General features: G+C 40.4%; 19 protein-coding genes and 4 tRNA genes. 20 read left to right on the top strand and 3 right to left on the bottom strand.

The genetic code is table 11. The annotated features are described in order from the left end of the window. Positions 1–15 precede the first annotated feature (15 nt). From ACU696_RS15000 to ACU696_RS14970, 7 genes are all read left to right on the top strand, one after another. A complete protein-coding gene (locus tag ACU696_RS15000; RefSeq protein WP_447343141.1) occupies positions 16–3,342 on the top strand; it encodes a phage tail tape measure protein in 3,327 nt (1,108 codons plus the stop codon). A gap of 5 nt (positions 3,343–3,347) precedes the next feature. Then, positions 3,348–3,683 carry a phage tail protein gene (locus ACU696_RS14995; protein WP_447343140.1) on the top strand — a complete coding sequence of 112 codons (336 nt, stop codon included), beginning with the start codon at positions 3,348–3,350 and terminating at the stop codon, positions 3,681–3,683. Next, positions 3,680–4,423 carry a phage minor tail protein L gene (locus tag ACU696_RS14990; RefSeq protein WP_247047101.1) on the top strand — a complete coding sequence of 248 codons (744 nt, stop codon included), beginning with the start codon at positions 3,680–3,682 and terminating at the stop codon, positions 4,421–4,423. The genes ACU696_RS14995 and ACU696_RS14990 overlap by 4 nt, the downstream gene beginning before the upstream one ends. Continuing rightward, positions 4,420–5,130 carry an NlpC/P60 family protein gene (locus tag ACU696_RS14985; RefSeq protein ID WP_447343139.1) on the top strand — a complete coding sequence of 237 codons (711 nt, stop codon included), beginning with the start codon at positions 4,420–4,422 and terminating at the stop codon, positions 5,128–5,130. The genes ACU696_RS14990 and ACU696_RS14985 overlap by 4 nt, the downstream gene beginning before the upstream one ends. Next, positions 5,127–5,735, top strand: a complete 609-nt coding sequence (locus tag ACU696_RS14980) for a tail assembly protein (protein ID WP_210846973.1) — start codon at positions 5,127–5,129, stop codon at positions 5,733–5,735. Before ACU696_RS14985 ends, ACU696_RS14980 begins: the two co-directional genes overlap by 4 nt. A 53-nt stretch (positions 5,736–5,788) precedes the next feature. Beyond that, the gene (gene gpJ, locus ACU696_RS14975) at positions 5,789–10,423 is read left to right on the top strand and encodes a TipJ family phage tail tip protein (RefSeq protein WP_447343138.1); all 4,635 of its coding nucleotides are present in this window, start codon (positions 5,789–5,791) and stop codon (positions 10,421–10,423) included. 64 nt (positions 10,424–10,487) lie between these two features. Then, complete coding sequence (locus ACU696_RS14970) at positions 10,488–11,987, top strand: phage tail fiber protein (RefSeq protein WP_447343137.1); 1,500 nt, start codon at positions 10,488–10,490, stop codon at positions 11,985–11,987. Positions 11,988–11,993: 6 nt separating this feature from the next. Here ACU696_RS14970 and ACU696_RS14965 read toward each other — a convergent pair whose 3' ends face one another. Then, positions 11,994–12,227, bottom strand: a complete 234-nt coding sequence (locus ACU696_RS14965) for a hypothetical protein (protein WP_447343136.1) — start codon at positions 12,225–12,227, stop codon at positions 11,994–11,996. A gap of 238 nt (positions 12,228–12,465) precedes the next feature. Between ACU696_RS14965 and ACU696_RS14960 the strand changes: the two genes are divergently transcribed. Then, on the top strand, positions 12,466–13,386 hold the full coding sequence (locus ACU696_RS14960) for a DUF2971 domain-containing protein (RefSeq protein WP_447343135.1): 921 nt from the start codon (positions 12,466–12,468) through the stop codon (positions 13,384–13,386). A gap of 86 nt (positions 13,387–13,472) precedes the next feature. Here ACU696_RS14960 and ACU696_RS14955 read toward each other — a convergent pair whose 3' ends face one another. Then, on the bottom strand, positions 13,473–13,931 hold the full coding sequence (locus ACU696_RS14955) for a hypothetical protein (protein ID WP_447343134.1): 459 nt from the start codon (positions 13,929–13,931) through the stop codon (positions 13,473–13,475). A gap of 445 nt (positions 13,932–14,376) precedes the next feature. Here ACU696_RS14955 and ACU696_RS14950 point away from each other — a divergent pair, with 445 nt between their 5' ends. The 9 genes from ACU696_RS14950 (at position 14,377) to ACU696_RS14910 (ending at position 19,252) form a co-directional block, all read left to right on the top strand. Then, positions 14,377–15,090, top strand: a complete 714-nt coding sequence (locus ACU696_RS14950) for a LuxR C-terminal-related transcriptional regulator (RefSeq protein WP_447343230.1) — start codon at positions 14,377–14,379, stop codon at positions 15,088–15,090. Next, positions 15,057–16,889, top strand: coding sequence for an excinuclease ABC subunit UvrC (uvrC, locus tag ACU696_RS14945; RefSeq protein WP_109911211.1), 1,833 nt, complete (start codon positions 15,057–15,059; stop codon positions 16,887–16,889). Before ACU696_RS14950 ends, uvrC begins: the two co-directional genes overlap by 34 nt. 57 nt (positions 16,890–16,946) lie before the next feature. Continuing rightward, positions 16,947–17,495 carry a CDP-diacylglycerol--glycerol-3-phosphate 3-phosphatidyltransferase gene (pgsA, locus tag ACU696_RS14940; RefSeq protein ID WP_004263394.1) on the top strand — a complete coding sequence of 183 codons (549 nt, stop codon included), beginning with the start codon at positions 16,947–16,949 and terminating at the stop codon, positions 17,493–17,495. 166 nt (positions 17,496–17,661) lie between these two features. Next, positions 17,662–17,737, top strand: a tRNA-Gly gene (locus ACU696_RS14935). A 23-nt stretch (positions 17,738–17,760) separates the two neighbouring features. After that, positions 17,761–17,834 (top strand) — tRNA-Cys (locus tag ACU696_RS14930). A 7-nt stretch (positions 17,835–17,841) separates the two neighbouring features. Continuing rightward, positions 17,842–17,928 (top strand) — tRNA-Leu (locus ACU696_RS14925). A gap of 127 nt (positions 17,929–18,055) precedes the next feature. Continuing rightward, positions 18,056–18,142: transfer RNA gene (locus tag ACU696_RS14920), tRNA-Leu, on the top strand. A gap of 272 nt (positions 18,143–18,414) precedes the next feature. Next, positions 18,415–18,567, top strand: coding sequence for a hypothetical protein (locus ACU696_RS14915; RefSeq protein ID WP_042851570.1), 153 nt, complete (start codon positions 18,415–18,417; stop codon positions 18,565–18,567). Between the two features lie 124 nt (positions 18,568–18,691). After that, positions 18,692–19,252 (top strand): hypothetical protein, encoded by a 561-nt coding sequence (locus ACU696_RS14910; RefSeq protein WP_117162027.1) that lies wholly within the window; start codon positions 18,692–18,694, stop codon positions 19,250–19,252. Between the two features lie 26 nt (positions 19,253–19,278). On the opposite strand, the gene ACU696_RS14905 is transcribed toward ACU696_RS14910, so the two are convergent. Further along, positions 19,279–19,836, bottom strand: a complete 558-nt coding sequence (locus ACU696_RS14905; RefSeq protein ID WP_196719035.1) for an SMI1/KNR4 family protein — start codon at positions 19,834–19,836, stop codon at positions 19,279–19,281. 168 nt (positions 19,837–20,004) lie between these two features. Here ACU696_RS14905 and ACU696_RS14900 point away from each other — a divergent pair, with 168 nt between their 5' ends. The 3 genes from ACU696_RS14900 (at position 20,005) to ACU696_RS14890 (ending at position 23,647) form a co-directional block, all read left to right on the top strand. Further along, positions 20,005–20,319 (top strand): DUF1090 family protein, encoded by a 315-nt coding sequence (locus ACU696_RS14900; RefSeq protein WP_115167415.1) that lies wholly within the window; start codon positions 20,005–20,007, stop codon positions 20,317–20,319. 125 nt (positions 20,320–20,444) lie between these two features. Then, a complete protein-coding gene (fabV, locus tag ACU696_RS14895; RefSeq protein WP_109911334.1) occupies positions 20,445–21,644 on the top strand; it encodes an enoyl-ACP reductase FabV in 1,200 nt (399 codons plus the stop codon). Between the two features lie 797 nt (positions 21,645–22,441). Continuing rightward, positions 22,442–23,647: a nicotinamide mononucleotide deamidase-related protein YfaY gene (locus tag ACU696_RS14890; protein WP_115167414.1), complete on the top strand. Its 1,206-nt coding sequence runs from the start codon at positions 22,442–22,444 to the stop codon at positions 23,645–23,647. The last annotated feature ends 2 nt before the right edge of the window (positions 23,648–23,649 follow it).

Here is a 23,649-nt window from a genome sequence, read left to right as displayed (position 1 = left end):
TTTATGGAGACCGCAATGTCTAAGTTACGTGAGCTAATCTTAAAAATCACAGCAAACTCATCTGGCTTTCAGGCGGAAATTAGCAAAGCCTCCAGAATTAGCAGTGATTTTTATAAAAATGCGTCTGGTGGTAGTCGTCAATTGCGGCAAGAGCTAGCTCAGCAAAAAAAAGCACTTTCAGAAATCAACAATCAATTATCTAGCGTTGCCATGACAGCTAAAGCGAGCGCGGGTGCTTTAGTGGGTTTTTTCTCAGCATCAGCAGCAATCTCAACGGTTGATGAGTGGGGGCAAATGTCTGCACGTATCACTATGGCTCTAAAATCCGTGGAAGGTTCAGCGCATAGGTACGATGAAATACAGCAACGATTTTTAACTATTAGTAACCGCAATGGTAAAGCAATAGAAACAACTCAAGAGCTATATATTGGCACCGCATCAGCTATGAAAGAACTCAATTATAATACTACTCAAACGGTTGATTATATTGAGTCAATGTCTTCCGCATTTACCGCCAATGCAACCAGCGCCCAAAAGACAGAGTCAGCTCTTAATGCCATAAATAAAGCCACTATTGAAGGTAAAGTCGCAGGTGAAAACTGGAAAGCGATCATGAATGCTACCCCTTCGGTGCTGGTAGATATCGCTAATGAGCTAGAGCGTACCAATGGGGGGATGAAAGTCACTCAAAGCCAAGTTAAAAAACTGGCTGCAGAAGGTAAAATTTCCTTTAAGTTATTTGCGGATGCCATGATAAATGCAAAGGATGCAAATAATGCACTTGCTGACTCAATGGATAATACTGTTGCTGATGGCTTTATGCGAGTTGCTAACTCAGCAAAAAGTTACTTTGGCGAATTAAATCAAGGGGCAGGGGTAACCAAATCAATAGCTGCTATTTTGGCTAAACTGGGCGATAACTTTGATAAAGTGGCGCTAGCTGGTAGCTTGGTTATTGGTGTTGGATTGTCTAGATATTTTGGGAATCTGACAATAAGCACTAAAAACCTAGCCAAAGAAACGGTCAATAGTTATTTATCTCAAGTTAATCATACAAAGGAGCAAATTCGCAGCCTCGAGGTAACTCAAATGCGAATAAAGGATGAAAGACAGTTACTTATCGATGCCCGAAATACGTTAGCCGCTAAAAAAATGGTGGCAGCAACGGACAAGGAGAGATTAATCCTTGATAAGCAACTAGAAAAAAACACCAAAGCACTAGTGGCCCTTAGTAATCAAGAAGTAGCCGCCAATACAAAGCTTGCTGCATCTCGCAGGGCACTGAATAGCATGACGTCAGTAACATCTACAATAGGTCGAGGGCTATCAAGTGTGCTTTCTTTGGTTGGCGGCTTGCCCGGTGCAATCATGCTGGGGGCAGGGGCATGGTACGCTGTTAAGCAGCAACAGGAAGCAGCTCATCAGTCTGCACTTGAGTATGCTAGCGCTTTAGACGAAATTGTTAAACGCACTAAAGCCATGACACTAACAGAGTCTTCCGATGAGGCGAAGAAAGTTGAGAAAACCCTAGAGGCACAAAGAAAAGAATATGAGCAGCAATTAAGATTAGTACAAAAAATAAGGGCGGATATTAAGGCTGGCGAAAGTCGTGCGGCTCAAAATTTTCCAGACCTACCAACAGCAAGAATGAAAGAGGGAGCTTTAAAAAATCACTTATCCGCTGTGCAATTACTTGCTGTTGAAGAAGATAGATTGATACAAAAAGAAAGAGAATTACAAAAAACTACCGATACGTACAACCTGCTAACAAACCACTCAAATAGTTTAATTCAGAAAGGAAACGAAAATAAGCGTAATAAAATTGCGTTTATGGGGCAAGAGCTTGTTCAGGAGTCCGAATTTAATAGATTATTATCTTTAGGAAATAGCTTATTACAAGCTCGTCAATCTCTTACTCAAAATCAAATGTCTGCTGGACCAATGCGTATTTTGAATGATGAGCAAAGCATGATGATGATTAATGCTGAGCGTGAGCGTAAATTGGCCGGAATGAGTCGACGCGATCAAGTCAAGCAGACTAGTGAATGGGAGCTTGATAAAGCTGGTTTTTCTGGACCAATGCATGAAAGTTACCGACAGCAGTACATAGATGACAAATTAAAGGCTTATGATGATCGCGAAAAAATGAATAATTCGCTTAAATCTGGCACGTCTTTAATGAAAGAAGCGGAACGAGTCACTGAACGCTATAAAGACAAAATGGCTGACCTCAGCGTAGCTACAGAAGTTCAGCGTATTAGAGCCCTGCAAGGGGAAAAAGCGGCGGCACTCTATGCGGCTGGTCATGAAACAGGCGCTAAATGGACGGATGAGCAGCGAAAATCAATTCAATCAGCTTCTGTTCAGCTGGCGGAATGGACACAAAAAGCCGATGAAGCCGTACGTAAACAGCGTGAAATGACGGATGCATTAAAAGAGCTGAACGATGCAACCCGTAAGTATCAGGATGACGCAGCATTAGCTCGAAGCACTGTCGGTATGGGAGATCGCCGTCGAGGTCTTGAGGAAGAAAAACAACAGGTTGAGCGCGTATTCAGTAAAACGGATGGTGGTACCGAAGCGTTAAAAGCAAGGCAGAATGCACTCGATGCACTGAATCAGAAGTATAAAGAGGCTGTATTAGCCGAGGCGGATTGGCGTGCAGGAGTAACGGCAGGTTTAGAAAATTGGGTGGATGATGCGTCCAATTATGCAGGTCAGGCAGCAAGTGCAACTCAATCCGCTATGGGCGGCATGGTCGATAACATTTCTAATATGCTAATCGGTAACAAAGCTGATTGGAAAAGCTGGTCAGTAGATGTACTGAAAAGCGTACAGAAAGTACTCACGAACATGGCCCTCGTTCAGACAATGAAGGCGGCTGGTGGTTATTTCGGTGGTGGTTTCGGTAGCTTTATCAGCTCCATTGTGCCAAATGCCAAAGGCGGTGTTTATGATTCACCAGGCTTAAGCTCGTATAGCGGACAAATTGTTAGCTCTCCGACTTTGTTTGCCTTTGCTAAAGGTGCGGGTTTGATGGGGGAAGCAGGACCAGAAGCGATTATGCCACTGACTCGGGGTTCTGATGGCTCATTAGGTGTGCGTGTTCTTGGCTTAGAAAATGTTCAAAATGGGTCTACATCTATCACTTCCAATAATGCTATCAATATCGATGTTGGTGATATTAACCTGATTAGCGATGGAACCAAGGAGCAGCAACAGCCAGTGGGTGACGTGAGTGGCGCTAGGCAGCAACTCAAAAATGAAATTGTGAGCACTGTCAATGAACAGGCATCAAGAGAAGGCACGCCACTTTGGCTGTTAATTAACAGAAGAAGGTGATCTGTATGATTGAAACGTTCACATGGTGCCCTCGTGTTAACGCCCAAATTGATACGACATTCAGAACTAAAAAAGCACAGTTCGGTGATGGGTATACACAAACGGCAGGCGATGGGATTAATCCACGTTCCGATACGCCATCATTTGAGTTCGTAGGCGAAGAGGCAATGATCAAGCAGATTGTTGCCTTTTTTGATCGTCACGAAGGACACAAGGTATTTATCTTCACTCCGCCATTACGCGAAAAGGGTTTATTCCGTTGTGAGGCATACAAAACATCGGCATTAGGTGCGGGTGTTTATTCTGTATCAGCAACATTTATTGAGGCTTTCAGCTCATGAATATTACATCTGACGTTCAAAAGCTCGAAGCGGGTAATAAAATTCAACTCATTGAAGTTGATGCTAGCGAGTTCGACGGACCTGTATTGCGCTTTCATGGCTATAACCTACGACATACCCCGACTGAAATCGAATCGGCAGAGGATGAATTAAAACCCAAGTCGATTTGGTGGCAGGGCAATGAATATGGCGCATGGCCATACAAAATAGAAGGTATGGCTAAAAGTGGGGACGGGGCTCAGTCACGGCCTAAATTGCAGGTCTCAAATGTGGATAGTGTTATTTCGTCATTGTGCTTACAGTTTGATGATATGGCAAAAGCGAAAGTCACTGTTTATGAGACATTCAGCCATTATCTTGATGCAAAAAATTTCACTGAAGGCAATCCAACCGCTAACCCGAGTGAATTTTTCTCTCAAGTTTATTACATCGACCAAAAGACAAGCGAAGTGGCTGGCGAAGCGATTGAGTTTGAGCTATCTAGCCCGTTTGATTTACAGGGAATTATGATACCCGTTCGCCAGATACATAATCTGTGTTATTGGTGTATGAAGGGGGATTACCGTAGTGGTAATGGGTGTTCCTATTCGGGTAATAAATACTTCAATGAACGGGGTGAGCCTGTCGATGATCCATCACTAGATAAATGCGGTGGGCTAATCAGTGATTGTAAAAAACGTTTTGGTGAAAATGAGCCTTTAGATTTTGGAGGGTTCCCTGCAGCAGGACTAATACGATGATCACAAAGAAATTAACCGAAGCGATATTTCAGCATATTAAGTTGGAATATCCCAAAGAGGCCTGTGGTGTTATTTGCCAAAAAAGCCGAGTCAAAAAATACTTCCCCTGCAGTAACCTTTCCGATAATCCCAATGACCATTTTGAACTTTCACCCGAAGACTATGCCATTGCTGAAGATTGGGGGGAGCCTATTGCAATTGTGCACAGCCATTGTGGGGATGGCGCTACGACTCAACCGAGCGAAATCGATAAATTACAGTGTGATGCGACAGGGATACCGTGGGTGATTGCATCATGGCCAGAAGGTGACATTCGATTCATTCAGCCTCGAGCAGAGCGTGAATTAGAGGGACGGCCATTTGTGCTGGGTCACGCAGATTGTTGGTCATTAATTATGGATTACTACCGGCAAAAACACGGTATTGAGTTGCATAACTACAGCGTCGATAGGCATTGGTGGGAAGAAGGCGAAAACCTGTATATGGATAATTACCAGAAAGCGGGTTTTATCGATGTTACTGGTGAGCCTAAAGAAGGTGATATGGTGATTATGCAAGTGCAAGCCGACGTTCCCAACCATGCAGGGGTAATAGTCGACGGTATGTTACTTCATCATCTATATGGTCAACTTAGTCGACTTGTTCCCTACAGCGATTATTGGCGTGATCGGACGGTTAAAATTGTTCGGAGGAAAGAATTGGCATGAGTGAACTTAAAGCTATTCGTCTTCATGGTCAACTCGGTACCCTATTTGGGCGAGAACATAAATTAGCGATTGATTCCCCTCGTGAAGCCATAAAAGCATTGTCAGTGCTCTACGACGGTTTTGAGCAGTTTTTGGCTAATGCACACCTTAAAGGGCTGGAGTTCGCCGTATTTAAAGGTAAGCGCAATATTACCGAGGATGAGCTACACCTTGATACCTGCGAAGATATTCGCATCGTACCCGTGATTAAAGGTAGTAAACGAGGCGGATTTTTCCAAACTATTTTAGGTGTGGCGATGATTGGTGCCGCAATGATGATAGGCCCAGCGGGGTGGGCGGCATTTGGTGCGGGCGGTGTTTGGGGTGGTGGTCTGGCGCTTGGTGGGGCGGCTGTCGCGTTAGGTGGTGTCATCCAATTATTATCACCTCAACCTCCTGGTCTTTCCATACGGCAGGACGCAGAAAATAAACCTTCGTATGCATTCGGTGGGGCGGTCAATACAACTGCACAAGGCAATCCGGTACCATTATTTTATGGGCTAGACCGACGCGAAATCGGTGGCGCTATTATTTCAGCGGGGATATACACCGAAGATCAGCAATAAATCACTTCAACGTTCTATAGCGGCTTAATTGCCGCTTTTTTTATGGGTGAAATATGAGAATTCAAGGCGCTAAAGGGGGGAGTTCCAAACCTCGGACACCCGTAGAGCAAAAAGATAGCCTGCTATCAGAATCCACAGCAAAAATATTGTTAGCATTATCAGAGGGTGAAATCGCAGGTGGGCTTGACGATACACGTATTTTTCTTGATGACACCCCGATAGCGAATGCCGATGGCTCTAAAAACTTTGAAGGGGTAACGTGGGAGTTTCGTGCCGGCACGGAGCATCAGGAGTATATTCAAGGTATCCCTTCGGTTGATAATGAGTTCAGCGTCGGAATGGAACTTAAAGATGACCAGCCGTACGTTAGAACTATCAACAACTTGCAATTATCAGCGCTACGTATTCGTTTAGCTGTTCCACAATTTATGCAGAACCATGATAATGGTGACACAACCGGGTACCGTGTTGATTATGTGATTGAGCTTTCTACGGATGGCGCAGGGTATAAAGAGGCCGTTAAATCTGCATTTGATGGCAAAACAACCAGTGAATATCAACGCACCCATCGTATTGATTTACCTAAAGCAAATACAGGTTGGCAAGTCCGTGTTCGGCGTTTAACGAAAAACCAGAATAACGCACGTATTGCAGATCGGATTAATGTGGCGGCAGTTACTGAGGTGATTGATGCAAAATTGCGGTACCCAAATACGTCCCTGTTATTCATTACCTTTAATGCCCGTCAATTTAATAACCGTATCCCTAAAATCAGCGTACGCCCCAAAGGGGGAATACTGGTCAAGGTACCAACGAATTATGACCCCATTAATCGGACCTATTCAGGGGTATGGGATGGCACCTTTAAATTAGCGGTAACGAATAATCCAGCATGGGTATTTTATGACTTGGTACTCAATAACCGTTACGGCTGCGGTGACCGGATTAAAGCCTCACAAGTTGAAAAGTGGGACTTATATAAAATTGCACAGTATTGTGATGAATTAGTCCCAGATGGACATGGTGGTGACGGTAAAGAGCCTCGTTTTTTATGTGATGTGTATATCCAATCACAAGAGGCTGCGTATACCGTGTTACGGGATATTGCGGCGATTTTCCGTGGCATGACTTATTGGTCGGATAATAAAGTTAATGCTATCGCTGATATGCCGTCCACTATTTTCCGTACGTTCACCAATGCCAATATCGTCGGGGGTAAGCCATCATATTCCGGTGGCAGTATTCAGAATCGTTATACCCAAGCTTTAGTTTCTTTTACGAATATCGATAACCACAGCAACGATGATGTTGAGCCCGTTGTCGATTTAAAGCTTCGGCGGCGCTATGGTGTTCGTAAATTGGAGTTATCGGCAATAGGGTGTACCCGTCGAAGTGAAGCCAATCGTCGAGGCCGCTGGGCATTATTAACCAATGCCAATGACCGCATGATTTCTTTTGCTACCGGGTTGGAGGGGGCAATACCTTCTCCTGGTCATATTATTGCGGTTGCTGACTCATCACTTGCTGGTCGTAATACGGGGGGCCGTATTTCATCCGTAGAGGGGCGTAAAATTACCCTCGATAGAACGACCTCAATTAAAGCCGGTGATCGCTTAATCGTAAACTTGCCTAATGGCGGCTCAGAGGGGCGAACAGTTACGGCCGTAAATAAAAATGTGGTGACGGTTTCTGTTGAATATTCACAATTACCCCAAAAGGAAGCTGTGTGGGTGGTGGATTCTGACGACTTAGCCGTTCAACTGTATCGAGTGATTAACATCAGTGACAATGGTGATAATACCTACACCATTAACGGTACCATTCATAACCCTGACAATTATGCTCACATTGATTCAGGGGCGCGTATTGATGAACGGCCAATTACAGTTATCCCGCCCAATGTGCAGCCAGCACCGAAAAACGTGCGTATTTCCTCCTATTCACAAGTAGACCAAGGCATTGCATTCACTACACTGCGTGTTGATTGGGAAGCTGCAGAGAGTGCGATTGCGTATGAAGCTGAATGGCGTCGTGATAATGGTAACTGGATAAATGCCCCACGGACATCGACGCTGGGTTTTGAGGTCAATGGTATTTATGCAGGGCGTTATCAAGTTCGCGTACGTGCAATTAATGCATCTGAAATTTCCAGCGTGTGGGCCAATGCAGAAGAAACCCAGCTCAACGGTAAAGAAGGCAATCCACCGAAACCATTAAACCTACGTGCGACCTCAGAGGTTTGGGGCATTACATTGGATTGGGGCTTTGATGTAAATACCAGTGACTCACTCAAAACAGAGCTGCAGTATTCACCTGAAAATATTGCTGATTCTATGCAGTTGCTGGCGGATGTACCTTATCCTCTGAAATCCTATCGTATGTCTGGCCTTAAAGCGGGTGTGCGCTTCTATTTTCGTGCAAGGCTGGTGGATAAAAGTGGTAATCAATCGGAATGGACAAGCTTTGTTTTAGGTGAATCATCAACAGATGTTGAGGGTATTTTGGACGCGGTTGGCGACAAGTTCCTCAGCACCGAAGCTGGCCAGCAAATGCAGGAGCAAATTGAATTCAATAAAGATAATCTCACTGATTTAAAAATTGATAGTGACGATTTTAGGCAGAAGGTTATCAGTATTGATCGCGAATTAGAGGCGGTTAATGAAGCGGTCATGGAAGTTGTTCACTTTTCGACTGAAAATTACTATGAACTCAAGGAAGAATCCGCTAAAGGTAAGGCGTCAATTAAGCAGTTAGAGCAAGTTCAAGCTGACTTCACTGCCTCTCAAGCAAAGTACCAGCAAGAAGTTGCGACTCAATTTGAGCATACGGCGGCTGATGTTCTGAATGTTCAAAATGCGCTAGCAAAATCAAATGAAGCTTTTGCAGAGGATATTAGGCAAGTTCGTGCTGATTTAGGTGAGACCAACGAGGAAGTCGGCACTATTAAAGGCCGTGTCACTACTGTCGAAACGGCAACGGCTGATTTAAAGCAAGCGCAAGCGAAGTTTGAACAATCGACGACAGCCCGGTTCGGTGAAATGACCGGCTATATCACCAACATCAATCAAACTATCACTAATCTTGAATTTTCTTTCTCTGAAGCACTGATGCAAACAAATGCACAAGTGAATGAAACGAATTCAGAGTTATTGAAAACAAAATCCGAAGTCACCCGACTTGCAACGGCAACAGCAACAAATGAGCAAGCGACAGCCGAATTAGCTGAGAGTGTAAAAGCGCAGCGTGAGCAATCAGAAGCTGAATTTGTTGATGTTCGCAAATCAATAGCGGAGAAAGATAAGGCTCAATCTGAGCGCACAGAACAAGTGCGTGCAGAGCTTGGCAAGGATATTAACGCGAACAAAGAGGAAATTGATAAAAATAAGGGGGAATTATCAAACATCAGTGCAGCGGTAACGAAAAATACAACGGCTATTGCTGAAACTGATAAAACACTCACAGAAGTTAATCAGCAGACTGAATCCCGTTTTGAGGATAATGAGGCTTTTATTGCCTATATTCAACAAACAATGGCAAACATGGAAGGCGCTAATGTTGAAACGGTAGGGCAATTAACCGCACAACACAACATACAAGGCACAGAAATACTTAAGGCGAGAGCATCAATCAGAAATATTGAAACGGTTGTTGCTAACGACAAAATCGCATTCGCTCAAAAAATTGAACAGCTTGATGCTCAATTTGGTGATATCAACTCAAGAGTTTCCTCATTACAGAAAGTTGTCGCTGATAATCAAAAATCACAAGCGGAAGTTAACGAATTCATTAAGTCAGAAGTCGGTGAAACCCAAGCTGCTATTGAGAAAATGGCAAAAACAGAAGTGGACTATCAAGGAAATGCTTCTTCTGTTATTTCGTTTAAAACGGCGGTGATGTACAACGGCCAATATTATGATGCTGAAATGATAATAGGTGCTGGTGTTAAAAATGGTCAAGTGGTCACGCAAATTGGTTTCAGTGCGGATACGTTTGCTATCTTTAACCCCGTTAGCGGTAAGTTAGAGACTGCGTTTGCTGTTGAGAATGGGCAAGTCTTTATTGGCTCAGGTCTTATTCAAGATGGTTCAATTACGAATGCGAAAATTGGTAATGTCATCCAGTCCAATGACTTTAAAAAAGGAGAGAAAGGCTGGCAAATACCTAAAAATGGTAACCCTGAATTTAATGATGGAACATTTAGAGGGAAGGTCTATGCAAATGATGGTGAATTTAAAGGAACCGTTTATGTTGAAAGGCTAATCGGGGATAACGCGACAGCGACAACATATAAGCAAGCGTCTAAAAGTGAAATACACGGCAGTAAATATGACCAAGTTATAGAGACTTCGATTATTTATGTCGGTGGTATGCCCTATGATGTCAATCTACTTATGCCCACTATGCAGTTTGAGTCAATTGGCTCGGTACCAGATGCCATTGGTGATGCGTATGTTCAGGTGATTATAGGCGGCACTACCTACACCCCCCAAACAACCGTGATTAGAAATGATAACGGCAAGGAATGGCGTTTAATTTGTTCATTATATGCAACAGTCCCCGCAACCAATAAAGATGTAAAAGTGACCATAAGGTACACAACTTATCATGCTAATCAGTGCACAACTAAAATCCTGCCAGCAATGATACAGGCATGTAAGCACAATTCGTCATCGTTTAAATTCAGTTAGAAACCATTCACTTAAACAAGCCGCTTAATTGCGGTTTTTTTGTATCTAAATTTCGGAGAATCCCATGTACAGCACAGGCACAGTTACCACAACAGCAAATAGCACTAAATTAGTCGGTACCGGCACCAAATGGCTCAATAACATTAATCGTGTATCCGCAGAGCAAGCAATACAGATTCAAATTGGTACCACGGTTTACAATAACAGTATTCAGTCGATTCAATCGGATACTGAACTCACGTTAAATTTCCCATTACCAACCGCAGCAACGGGGGCGAAGTACGTCATTCTCACAACAATGGTTCATTCTGTTTCTGATGCGATGAATAAGATTGTGTCCATGAATGGTGCGAATGTGCAGTTCAGCGACATATTAATGCGCTGGATGACCGAGCAGGGAATTATCACTGTGACATTGCCAGACCAAACAACCCAACAGCTACGCACGACAAAAGAAATGGATAAGCAGCTAGATGGAAAGGTTGATAAAACTACAGGGGAAATGGAGTCAATAACGGTATATAAAAAAGGGATGAATTATCCAACTTTAAGACTGAAAAAAGATGATGGCTCAACTCTTTACTTAGAAGCTAAGCCTGACGAACAATCCGTCATGGCTCAGCTATATGAGCGTGGGCCTGATGGGAAAATCAAATACAGCACTTCGTTTCCTAAGTCCATGGGAACAGCAATGCAAGTTGGTAATTTTGGGCTAGGCGGTGCTGAAAATGGCGGTTTTTTACCAAGTGTTAGTGATTTTAGTAAAAATAAAGTTGGGTTCTATAGCCTTGCACACACAATTGAAGGTATGGCAGAGCTTGGTATAACTGATTTTTATGGCTCAAGTATTATTGCAAAATATTCAGCAGGGAGTAATTCACAAGTATTGCTGTTGCCAAATTATAGTAATAGCTGGCTTCAAATGATACGAAAGGGCAGTACTGGCTCAAAACCGGAGAGATGTATTTTTTACTCAGACAAAAACACAACCAAAGACTCAAACGGCAACTTAAAAGCCGCTTCCCCGGTGGTAAAACTCTTCGCTGATGACATTGAGTTAAACGACGAATCTGAAGGCGTTGAAATGGAGCACCTTGGTATTGGTCATTACCTCATTAAAGGTGTTGTGGGTTTTAATGCAGATGGTGCATGGGGTATCAATAACGGCTTTGTCATTCCTCAAGACCATAACGGTAAAAACATGGTTCTCATTGATTACGAGGTGAGACCTGATGGTGATATTGAAGTTTTTGTTTTCCACCAACAGAACGCAGATATGCCAGAACGTTTCCAGAACAAGCGCATTAAGCACTTTGATGAAGAAGGCGTGCCTGTTTACTTCGAAAACTACGAGCCTTGTGACGTACCTGAATCGCGCTGGATAGACATGCGTGTCGAAATGCCACCTAACTCCCTCTACAATCAAAAGCAAGCTGAAGCAGAGAGACTCGCTAAGCTAGAGGCAGAGCGATTAGCACAAGAAGAAGCTAAACGTGCAGCAGAGGAAGCGGAAAGGGCAGAGCAGGACGCTGCGGAACTAAATATACAAACCTCTGAGCTTTAATTTCTGTTAAGCTTCAAGCAAGTCCCCTTCAACAAACGCGATGACTTGTGCTCTTTTTTGTTGCTCAATCTGCTGACAAATTTGCATTGACTCAAAATTGAGCATGAAGTCATTTATGCTTTGCTTGTTCTCGATTTCATTTTTATAGAAAACGTAAATGTGAGACTTCTCTGTGTGAGTTGTCTCTCTGTTTTCATTGATGCAATTTAGAGCAAATAAAAGTAATTGAGTGGTGTTCATGTGACCTCCGTTTATGAGGCTGAGTGATGTTTGAAAGCAACGGCGTTTTGTAGATAATCATCACTCTGAAAAATCGTGCTGCAAAATGAAGGGGGAGTTGTCATTAATGAACAGTGGAGGTGAAGCTTAGTTACCAATTAAATGATATGTATTTTAGTAATTACTAATATCAATAATTTATATTTACCAGTATTATTCAGTATATATTTAATTTTTAATATTGAATTTTGGAGGAGTGATGTCATTTTACAAATATATGACTACAAATACAGGTAAGATAGTAATTGAAAATAGCACGCTTAGATGGTCAAGCCCAAGTATTTTTAATGATATTGATGAATGCCAATTTTCCCCTTTCTCTGATAGCGAATATAAATCTGACTTTAAGGCGATGATTGGCGTCTTGGCTGATTGCGCGGCAGGCTATTTGATTTATAATATCAATGCATTTTCTCCAAACACACAATTGATGATAGAAATGCTCAAATATGTCGCAAAAAAAAATGGGGACTTGAATATATATCATGCTATAGTTGAGAATATATTAACAGATGCATTCCCTAATATTGGTGATTATTTTCGAGATTATATAAATAGAGTAATTATTAATTGTGCTCGTGTTTTGTGTGTGACACCAAGCTATGCTAATGACCTAATGTGGGCTCATTATGCAGATGAGCATAGAGGCTGCGTATTTGAATTTGATAATTTATATAAAGCGGCTCCACTTAGACTTCGCCAAGGGAACGTACAGTATGTAAATGAACTAAAAAGTTCCACCAGTGCAATTGAACTATTATTATATGGAGAAACAAAGCCTATAAATGAAGCTCTCATTAGAGATGTTTTTTTCTCCAAGAAGATAATATGGAAATATGAAAAAGAATATAGACTCTTTTTTAATGAAGACTTTGGTATGATTGAAGGTAGAGTCAACTTTCAAACCAATGAAAGAACATGGGCTGCTACTGGCCAATCAGAACAATTGTATACAGATGTCGAGTTTTCGCCAGAGTCATTACTTTCAATTACTTTTGGTGTTAGGACTCAATCAGCTGTGATTGATGAGATTATGTCTATTGCACGTAGCAAGAATCCTTTATGTAAGTTTTATAAGATGATAAGGTCTGACGGATCTACGATTCGTCAAAGCATATAAATTTAGTTTTTATTTTTAACGGGGTCAATACTTTGGCCCTCAGCACTCTTTAGGTGTTAAATAAAATTAAATTTATTATCAATCACTTAGATTTTTGAGTGTAGGGATACATTTCTTAATTTTTTAGTATCAACAATCACTTCAGCTTCACCATAATCTTCAGAATAATAAAATATATCCTTTTTAGACAGTTTTGTTGTTAGTACAACCCTATTATTAAGATCAAACCAATCATTATCTTTGTAAAGGTCAAACGCGAAATTAGAAGCAACTTGCTCTGATAATGTCCATGATTGTCCGTAATCACGACTAACTAATTCACTAATATCGCAACCCCGGTATACACAAAAATTATTTGACAGTGTGTTTATTTGGTTCGGCTCTAAAATATCAGCTAGTAAAATTTTAGGGTACCAGCCTTCATTTTCTTGTCTAATATATAAATTTATAAGACCACCATTAACATAAGAAAGAAATGCATGTCTGAAACTATCTAAAATTTTATAAATCTCAGTTTCTTTATCTTGTGATATCTCTTTAATCATTGATTTAAAAGGTTATTAAATAAATTGGTGGTGTCAATGTGGCTCGATGGGGTTCCAATTGTGTTAATGTTTTTTGCCATGAAAATATAGTTTGATATTAAATCAACCGCAGCAGACTGATATTTATTGAGAGATGGCTCTTGCAATTTTGATTCAATAAAATTGATGTCCATGCTCATATTATGAGTTATAAAATGCTTATCTTGGGCGGTAAACATTACATTACCTCACTTTTAAGGTTGATTAGCTTTTCATGCCAAGAGTCGAGAACTTCACGTTTTTCTCTTAAATAGTCATATCTATCATAGTGCTTTTTAGACACTCCTGGTCTTTTATGGTTTTGTACCACTCCTCTCAACTCCCTGAATTTTACCCTAATTACACAAAATACTATTGTGTCCATTGTTGTGTCCATTGGTTGGTTAAGTATATGGTTATTTAAAATATAAATCATTTAATTCAAATAAATATATTAATAATTATAATCGTAATTGACGATAATAATATTGCAATTCGTGGTTTTGAGGCAGTTTTTTCACGTCATATACGCTATAAGGTTGTTGCTTCTTTTCCAGGTGTGGAACATGCGATTACATGGAATAGATGCCAGAAAGCAAATATGATTTTAATCAGTAGTGATAGCTTCCGTTATGATTCACTAAAAACAGTCCAGACACTGCGCAGAACTCAACCGGATGTTGGGATCATTATATACAATGTCAGAAATAATCCGTCATTTTTTTTAAAAGCACTAGATATCGGTATTTTTGGTTTATTAAGTATCAATGTGACAGAAGAAGAGCTCATTGAAGCTATCCAGATTGTGAGTGTTAAACGGCGAATTATCTCTCCGGATATCGCGCAAGACCTTGCTCTCCAGCGGTTAATCTATAGCAATCAACAAGATATATATGATTTATTATCAGGGCGTGAATTGGAAATCATGTTAATGATTACTCAAGGGATACCTATCAAACGGGTGGCAGAGTCGCTTTCCTTAAGCCCTAAAACAGTAAATACCTATCGATATCGAATGTTTAGTAAACTTAATATCTGTAGTGATGTAGAATTAACTCATATAGCCATCAGTTATGGTTTAATTACAGCAAAACAGGGTTTATCCGAGTGTCAGAACAGTTCGAGCCGAAAGCTTTCTTAAAAACAGTCACTAATCAACCTGGTGTATACCGTATGTATGACGCTGGGGAAACGGTCATATATGTAGGGAAAGCAAAGGATCTTAAAAAACGCTTATCCAGTTATTTTCGTGAAAATGTGGGAAGTCGTAAAACAGAGCAGTTGGTTAAGCAAATCGCCTCTATTGATGTGACGGTGACTCATACTGAAACAGAAGCACTATTACTTGAACACAACTATATTAAGTTGTATCAACCACGTTATAACGTATTGCTGCGTGATGATAAATCTTATCCTTACCTATTTTTGAGCAGTGAAACACATCCTAGAATTTCGATGCATAGAGGGGCGAAACATGCGAAAGGTGAGTACTTTGGCCCTTTCCCCAGTTCTTATGCGGTGAGAGAAACACTGGCGTTAATGCAGAAGTTATTTCCGATACGTCAATGTGAAGATAGCATGTATCGAAATCGCTCAAGGCCTTGTCTGCAATATCAAATTGGCCGTTGCTTAGGTCCTTGTGTTAAAGGCTTGGTTTCCGATGAAGACTATAATCAACAAGTTGAATATGTCCGTTTATTTTTAACCGGAAAAGATAAACAAGTTTTGGCGGGTCTCGTTGAGCGTATGGAAAAGGCAAGTTTAGAACTACGCTTTGAAGATGCCGCACGTTTTAGAGATCAAATTCAAGCGGTAAGGGCTGTTACGGAAGAGCAGTATGTATCTGGGGACAGCGATGACCTAGACGTTATTGGCGTTTCTTTTGAGTCTGGCCTTGCTTGCGTGCATGTACTTTTTATTCGTCAAGGGAAAGTCCTTGGCAGCCGTAGCTATTTTCCTAAAATTCCAGCAGATACTCAGCTTGAGGAAGTGGTGCAAACCTTCTTAGGTCAGTTTTATTTACAAGGCAGCGAAAATAGAACGCTACCGGGTGAAATATTATTAGATTTTGCATTAACAGAAAAAGAATTATTAGCGGAGTCTCTTTCTGAGATAGCCGGACGTAAAATTAATATTCAAAGCCAGCCGCGTGGTGTGAGGGCTCGTTACTTAAAATTAGCGAGAACGAATGCATCAATTGCGCTTTCTACAAAATTAGCGCAACACTCGACGGTACAACAACGCATGGCAGCACTAGCAAAAGTCGTTAATTTAGAAAATATTAACCGCATGGAGTGCTTTGATATTTCACATACGATGGGGGAGCAAACCGTCGCCTCTTGCGTTGTATTTGATAAATCAGGGCCAGTTAAATCAGAGTATCGGCGCTATAATATTACAGGGATCACTCCGGGGGATGATTATGCGGCGATGCATCAAGTCTTAACGCGTCGTTATGGTAAACATATTGATGAAAGCAAAGTGCCTGACATCATCTTTATTGATGGTGGTAAAGGCCAACTAGGGCAGGCAAGGGATGTATTTAATTCACTTGAGGTCGATTGGGATAAAAAACACCCATTGCTAATTGGTGTAGCTAAGGGAAGCGACCGTAAAGCGGGGCTTGAAACGTTATTTTTAAAACCTGAAGGTGAAGGTTTTTCATTACCACCAGATTCTCCGGCGTTGCATGTGATCCAGCATATCCGAGATGAGTCGCATAATCATGCGATTACAGGGCATCGACAACGACGAGCAAAGGTCAAAAGTACTAGCGCATTAGAATCTATTGAAGGGGTTGGGCCAAAACGTCGGCAAATGTTGCTAAAATATATGGGTGGGTTACAGCCTTTACGTAATGCAAGTATAGAAGAAATCGCAAAAGTGCCCTCGATCTCATACGCCCTTGCAGAAAAGATTTATAATGCATTGAAACAGTGAGTGTCTTAGGGCAACATATTCATAATATCCAACTTGGTCAAAAAGTTAGTGAGCGTGATGAAATTAAACATACCAACGTGGTTGACATTATTTCGCGTCATCCTAATACCGTTTTTTGTATTAGCCTTTTATCTCCCTGTTACTTGGGGGCCGTTTGCATGTGCGCTTATTTTTGTTATCGCAGCGGTAACTGATTGGTTTGATGGTTTTTTAGCCAGATTGTGGAAGCAAACCACAAAGTTTGGTGCTTTTTTAGATCCAGTTGCTGATAAAGTCATGGTTGCAACGGCGTTAGTGTTAGTCACAGAAAGTTATGATGTTTGGTATGTGACTTTACCTGCGGCAACTATGATTGCACGTGAAATCATTATTTCATCTTTACGTGAATGGATGGCAGAGATAGGTAAACGTAGTAGTGTGGCTGTTTCTTGGATCGGGAAATTTAAAACAACAGCTCAAATGATGTCATTAGTCGGTTTATTGTGGCGCCCAACACCATTAATTGAAAACCTTTCAATTGCACTTATGTATGTGGCTGCTATCTTAACATTTTGGTCAATGTTCCAATATTTAAAGGCTGCATGGGGCGATTTGAGCGAAGCGTGATCGAAATGATTGAAAAAACAGCGAACGATCCAATTATTTCAATAATTGTATTGACTCGATAGGTGAAATCAGTAGAATGCAACGCATCGAACGGCAACATGGTTTACGAAAATAAATAAGTAAATCAGCCAGTTTGAAAAGCATAAGCTGAAAAGTGAAGCTTTACGCGGGAATAGCTCAGTTGGTAGAGCACGACCTTGCCAAGGTCGGGGTCGCGAGTTCGAGTCTCGTTTCCCGCTCCAAATTTCGAAAGAAATTCGGATAAGGCGCGTTAGCAAAGCGGTTATGCACCGGATTGCAAATCCGTGTAGCTCGGTTCGACTCCGGGACGCGCCTCCAAAATTTAGCCCAGGTGGTGAAATCGGTAGACACAAGGGATTTAAAATCCCTCGGCCTTTAGGCTGTGCGGGTTCAAGTCCCGCCCTGGGCACCATCTTAAAGTAATTAAACACCATTAAGTGTTTTATTTTAAGTTAGCATAACCACTATGCATCGTTATTGAATATATGGTTAGTTGGGTAAATTAATAATTTATCCAAGTTTGTGAGAAAGACAATTTGGCCCAGGTGGTGAAATCGGTAGACACAAGGGATTTAAAATCCCTCGGCCTTTAGGCTGTGCGGGTTCAAGTCCCGCCCTGGGCACCATCTCAATTTCAATCAGTGATGATTTGAAATTAACAATTAACCACCTATAGGTGGTTTTTTTGTATCTAATCCTCTTTAAATTCGTTGTATCTACTCAACTAATATCGGTTTGTTAGTTATATTTCTTCTTTATATTCAATGAATTATTTTTATAAGAGCGCAAAAGTTGCTTTGTTGTGTCAGCTAACGCGTAATTCGTGTAAAAAACCGTAAGTCAGACCGTTCTGTTGATGTTTTGTGGCACTATTTTGATTCTTGAAGAGGATCGAGCTATGTCTAACATGAAAACTGAAGTTGTTGTTGTACGATTAACGAAACACGAACGAGCACTACTAGACACAGTAAAAACAAAACCTTTATTAGCGGATTGGCTGAAAGAAATTGCTATGGCAAAGGCTAAACAGCAGGAGAGTAAAGAAGAATAAGATGGCCTTAACTACGCAGAAATCAATTGAGTCATTTAATGTAATGATAGAAAAGTTAATTTTTGATTAATTATTCGTTTTTGGTAGTATCAAATTAGATGACTTAATTGGAATTTGAGAAGTGATGAATAAAGGGATTTTGTTTACGTTAATACTGGTGTTTGCTTCTGGTTGTACAACGAAAAAATTGGATGCCCCCTATGGGTTCAAATGGGGGCAAACCCCCGTTGATATAAAAAAATTGAATTTAAAAGGATTACAATGCACTGAATTTGAAGAGGGAGGTGCTTTATGTTCATCAGAAAACTCTCCTCAAATAGCAAATAAACTGTTTTTATTGATGTTTTCTCGGGAAAAAAATACATTAATGTTAGTTTCTTCTCAAGGAAAAGATAGCCGCGACCAATCAGTCATTTTGGCCGAGTATGATGCGATTAACCAGAAAATGTTTGAAGCATATGGTTTGCCAAAGCAAACAATCGAGCGTTATAAACGGGATATTTATTTCTTAGATAAAATATCTGATGACGAAACAACGCCATTTAAGCGAGTTTATGAAAAAAATGGCATGCAGATTATGGTTGGTATTGTTAGTAATGCCCATTTTCGCAAAATTCACGATAAAAAAGATATTGTTTACTCAGTTATGGTTATCCATAATTTAATACCAACTAAACCGCAATAAGCGGTTATCAAGTTATTTGACACACGCTAATGTTTTTTATTTCGTTTAGTTATCAGCTCGCACATATCTTTTTGCCGCTGGATGAGTTCTTTAATTTCTGTCGCATAAGTGTCGATAAAGCTGCATTCGAGAGTGGTGGCTTCACCATCGAAAACTTCAACAAAAGTTCCATCCTGTTTTACGCCCCAATAATGGTTACCGTCACCCATGATTTTTAATAGTGGCAAAACATCGGTTAGCTCATAAAGTTCAACTAAACTTTCATAGGCATTTTGTATATTAGCCCATTCAGGAAGATCTTCTGCTTCGATTCCTAAAATGACTAAACCTCGATGAAATGTCCACGCTGGGCCAACATCGAATAATTTAGCTTCAGGCCATAATTCTTCTCGGGCCATGATGCAAAGTGCATTAGTTTTTTGCGAAAAGGCTAAAAAATCTTTGGGTAATGCTATTCCTGTGGATGTAGCTAAATTGGCAATTGCTTTATCCGTAGGAGGTTTAGCTGCAACAGCATGAAATTCATTTTTGTTAATATCTTGCAGTATTTCCCACATGCGGTCATGGAATTGATCTGGGGACATGATTATAAATTCCTTCATCTCAACAGTGTATGTTTCAAGAACACCTATCTTTCAATATTTTATACATAAGTGCGATGATTATTTAACTAAGATAAATCTCGTAGATGAAAATACTCATAAATGTTGGACTAGTAGAAATTATTTTATGAGTTATATCAGGAAATTATCATGAGAAAAACGTTATTAGTCGCTCTCTTGGCGCTATTTATCCCATTTTCTTCGCAAGCAGGCTCAAAATACTATGATTGCGGAAAAACGCTCATGAGTTTAGAGCAGCAACTGCGTCACGCTTCATACCATGGTAATAAAAACAAAGTGTCCAAAATCAGGAAGAAAATCCATAAAATTAGTAATAAGTGTTATGATAGCCACTCTGGCGCTACTAGAATATATGACCATTATTCTAGAGGAAAAGAAACTAGCCTTGAGCGGGAATTAGATTCATTACGTCGTGTTATTGAAGCGCTTAACGATTTAAAATAGATAATTAATGAGAAAATAAGCCATAAACTGGTCTGTTCTCCCTATTTATTTTCACTCTGTCTTAAGTAAATGGATAATATCAGGTATATTAGACCCTGATTGTTAGCTACCAAGAAAAAATGACTATGATTATCAAACCTAAAATTCGTGGTTTTATCTGCACTACAGCTCATCCGGCAGGCTGTGAAGCCAATGTGCGTGAGCAAATTGCCTACGTGAAATCACGTGGTGAACTGAAAAACGGCCCTAAGAAAGTTTTAGTTATTGGTGCATCTACCGGTTATGGCCTGGCCTCTCGTATCAATGCTGCATTTGGCAGCGGTGCGGCTACCATCGGTGTATTTTTTGAAAAGCCAGGCAGTGAAGGTAAAACAGGCTCTGCGGGCTGGTACAATTCTGCAGGTTTTGACAAAGCAGCGAAAGAAGAAGGCTTGTATGCGAAAAGCATTAATGGTGATGCTTTTTCTGATGAATGCCGTCAAACCGTTATTGATTTAATTAAACAAGATTTAGGCCAAATTGATTTAGTAGTTTATTCACTGGCCTCACCTGTGCGTAAAATGCCTGAAACAGGTGAAATCGTACGTTCGGCCTTGAAACCTATTGGCGAACCGTACAAATCTGTTGCTCTGGATACCAACAAAGATGTGCTAATTGAAGCCGTTGTTGAGCCCGCAAATGAACAAGAAATTGCAGATACAGTAAAAGTCATGGGCGGCCAAGATTGGGAACTGTGGATGAATGCATTAGATGAAGCAGGTGTTTTAGCTGATAATGCACAATCTGTGGCTTATTCTTATATTGGTACAGATTTAACATGGCCAATTTATTGGCATGGTACATTAGGTAAAGCAAAAGAAGATTTAGACCGTGCGGCTCATGCAATTAACCAAAAATTGCAAGCTAAGGGTGGGGCAGCGTATGTTGCTGTATTAAAATCTGTCGTAACACAAGCCTCTTCTGCAATTCCTGTAATGCCTTTATATATCTCTATTGTCTTTAAAATCATGAAAGAGAAAGGGATCCATGAAGGTTGTATTGAACAAATTCAACGCTTATTTGCCACTAAATTATTCAATGACGCAGTGCCAGATACCGATGAAAAGCATCGTCTACGTTTAGATGATTGGGAATTGCGTGATGATGTTCAAAATACATGTCGTGAAATTTGGCAGCAGTTGAATGATAATAACATCAATGAGCTAACAGATTACCAAGGTTATAAAGCTGAGTTTCTCCGTTTGTTTGGCTTCGGTCTAAACGGTGTTGATTATGATGCTGACCTTAGCGGTGAAGTGAATTTTGAAGTAAAAGAGCTGATTTAGTCGCTTTGTCCTTGATTGTTAATATCTTAGAAACCCGCTAATTGCGGGTTTCTTTTTTAGCTATCTTGTAAATCATATGCTTCTGCTTTATTTTGTTCATTAAATTATTCTACTACGATGGCCTCACCATCACGGATCAGTGTTTTAGAAATAATCGCTCCATTTTCATCAAATTCAGTTACTGTGCCAACAAGTTCTCCATTTTTAAAAGTACCAGTAATGCTTGGTTTTTACTTGGAGTGTTATGGTAGATTTTAAATGGTGCCTTATAGCGCGGTTAATTCGATATCGATACGGCCATTCTCATAGTAGGTTTTGATGTATTTATCCAGACATCCTTTAGATACCCAAGTTTTGAATTTTGGCTGGCCATTATCGTACTCAGTTTCAAATGCGCCTTCAGCAAGATCTTTAGGTGTTTCTGTGGAAGGAAACTCTATCGTTTTTAACTCATTTAATTCCCCAAATTTTGAATCTGAGTTTGAATTGGAATTTGTAGAGCCCCCAAGTTGACATCCGGAAATAAAAATAAAGAAAGTAGTGCGATAGACTTAATTAGTTTTAGCTTGAAAATGTAGCCTCTATTATTACGATAAAAAATAATGGATTCAATTGCATATAAAACTATAGCCTTTTTATGACTCACATATTGTGATAGTTATCCTAAACTATTTGTTTCTAATAGATTATAGGTGACTTTTGAAGAGCAGTTTTGCTGAATAAATATTAATGTTAGTCAGCTTAATAATAAGGTAATTTAGCAAGTTAATGTAATTTGCATAATAAGGGAGTTATGGATGTTAGTTGTTGAAATGTTGAGTACTGGCGATGAGGTTTTACACGGACAAATAATTGATACAAATGCCGCTTGGTTAGCAGACTGTTTTTTTCAACAAGGTCTCCCTTTGAGTAGCCGAACAACTGTTGGTGATGATTTAGATAGTTTAGTCGCTACTTTCCTTGAACGTAGTTTATCTGCAGATGTTCTGATTGTTAATGGTGGGCTTGGGCCAACAAGTGATGACTTAAGTGCTTTGGCAGCGGCTAAAGCTGCGGGAGTTCCATTAGTTGAGCATTCACAGTGGATTGAGGTTATGGAGCGCTATTTTATTGCCAGAGGGCGAGTTATGCCTGAGACAAATCGTAAGCAAGCGCTACTTCCTGCCAATGCGGAATTAATTGATAACCCAGTCGGAACAGCTTGTGGCTTTTCATTAGTTTTGAATGATTGTCTAATTTTTTTTACACCGGGGGTTCCTTCAGAGTTTAAAGTTATGGTGAATGAGCAAATTTTGCCGAGGTTACGTGAACGGTTTACATTGCCAGAGCCACCAATTTGTTTACGTCTAACCAGTTTTGGTCGTAGTGAAAGTAGTCTTGCGAAGCAATTTGATAGCTTACCTTTACCTGAAAATTGTGTTTTAGGCTACCGCTCCTCAATGCCTATTATTGAATTAAAACTGACGGGGCCTGCATCACAAAAAGAATTGATGGAGAGAGATTGGCAACTCGTGAAGCAAGGAGTAGGGGATAATCTGATATTTGAAGGTACTGAAGGTTTAGCACAAAAAATTGGTAACTTATTAAAAGAAAAGAAATTAAACGTAATAGCTAGTGAACAATATAGTGCTGGGTTATTAAATTGGACATTGGATTCAGCAGGAATCGTTATTTCTGACAGTCAAATTTTACCACTTGATGTGGAGCAAACATTAGAAACTCTAGCGCAAAGAGCTCAGAATATAACGATTAACCACCCCTTATCTATTGGTTTAGTGATTGGTGAATATCAGGAGCAGTATCTAAACGTTGCATTATCAACCCCAGATAAGTGTTATGTGCAAAGAATTCACTATTTACCAAATAATCATTCGCAGAAAGAAAAGCAAGAAGTCAGTGTAATGTTAGTACTAGATATGCTGTCTCGCTGGTTAAATGGTCGTGAGGTTATTGGCTATTATGAATGGTTAGTACAAACAGAAACACTTATCTTAGAGAGTTAGTG

Source organism: Providencia sp. PROV_01, assembly GCF_053098325.1.
Note: the sequence above shows the minus strand (reverse complement) of the source record. Positions and strands in the feature narration are given on the sequence as shown.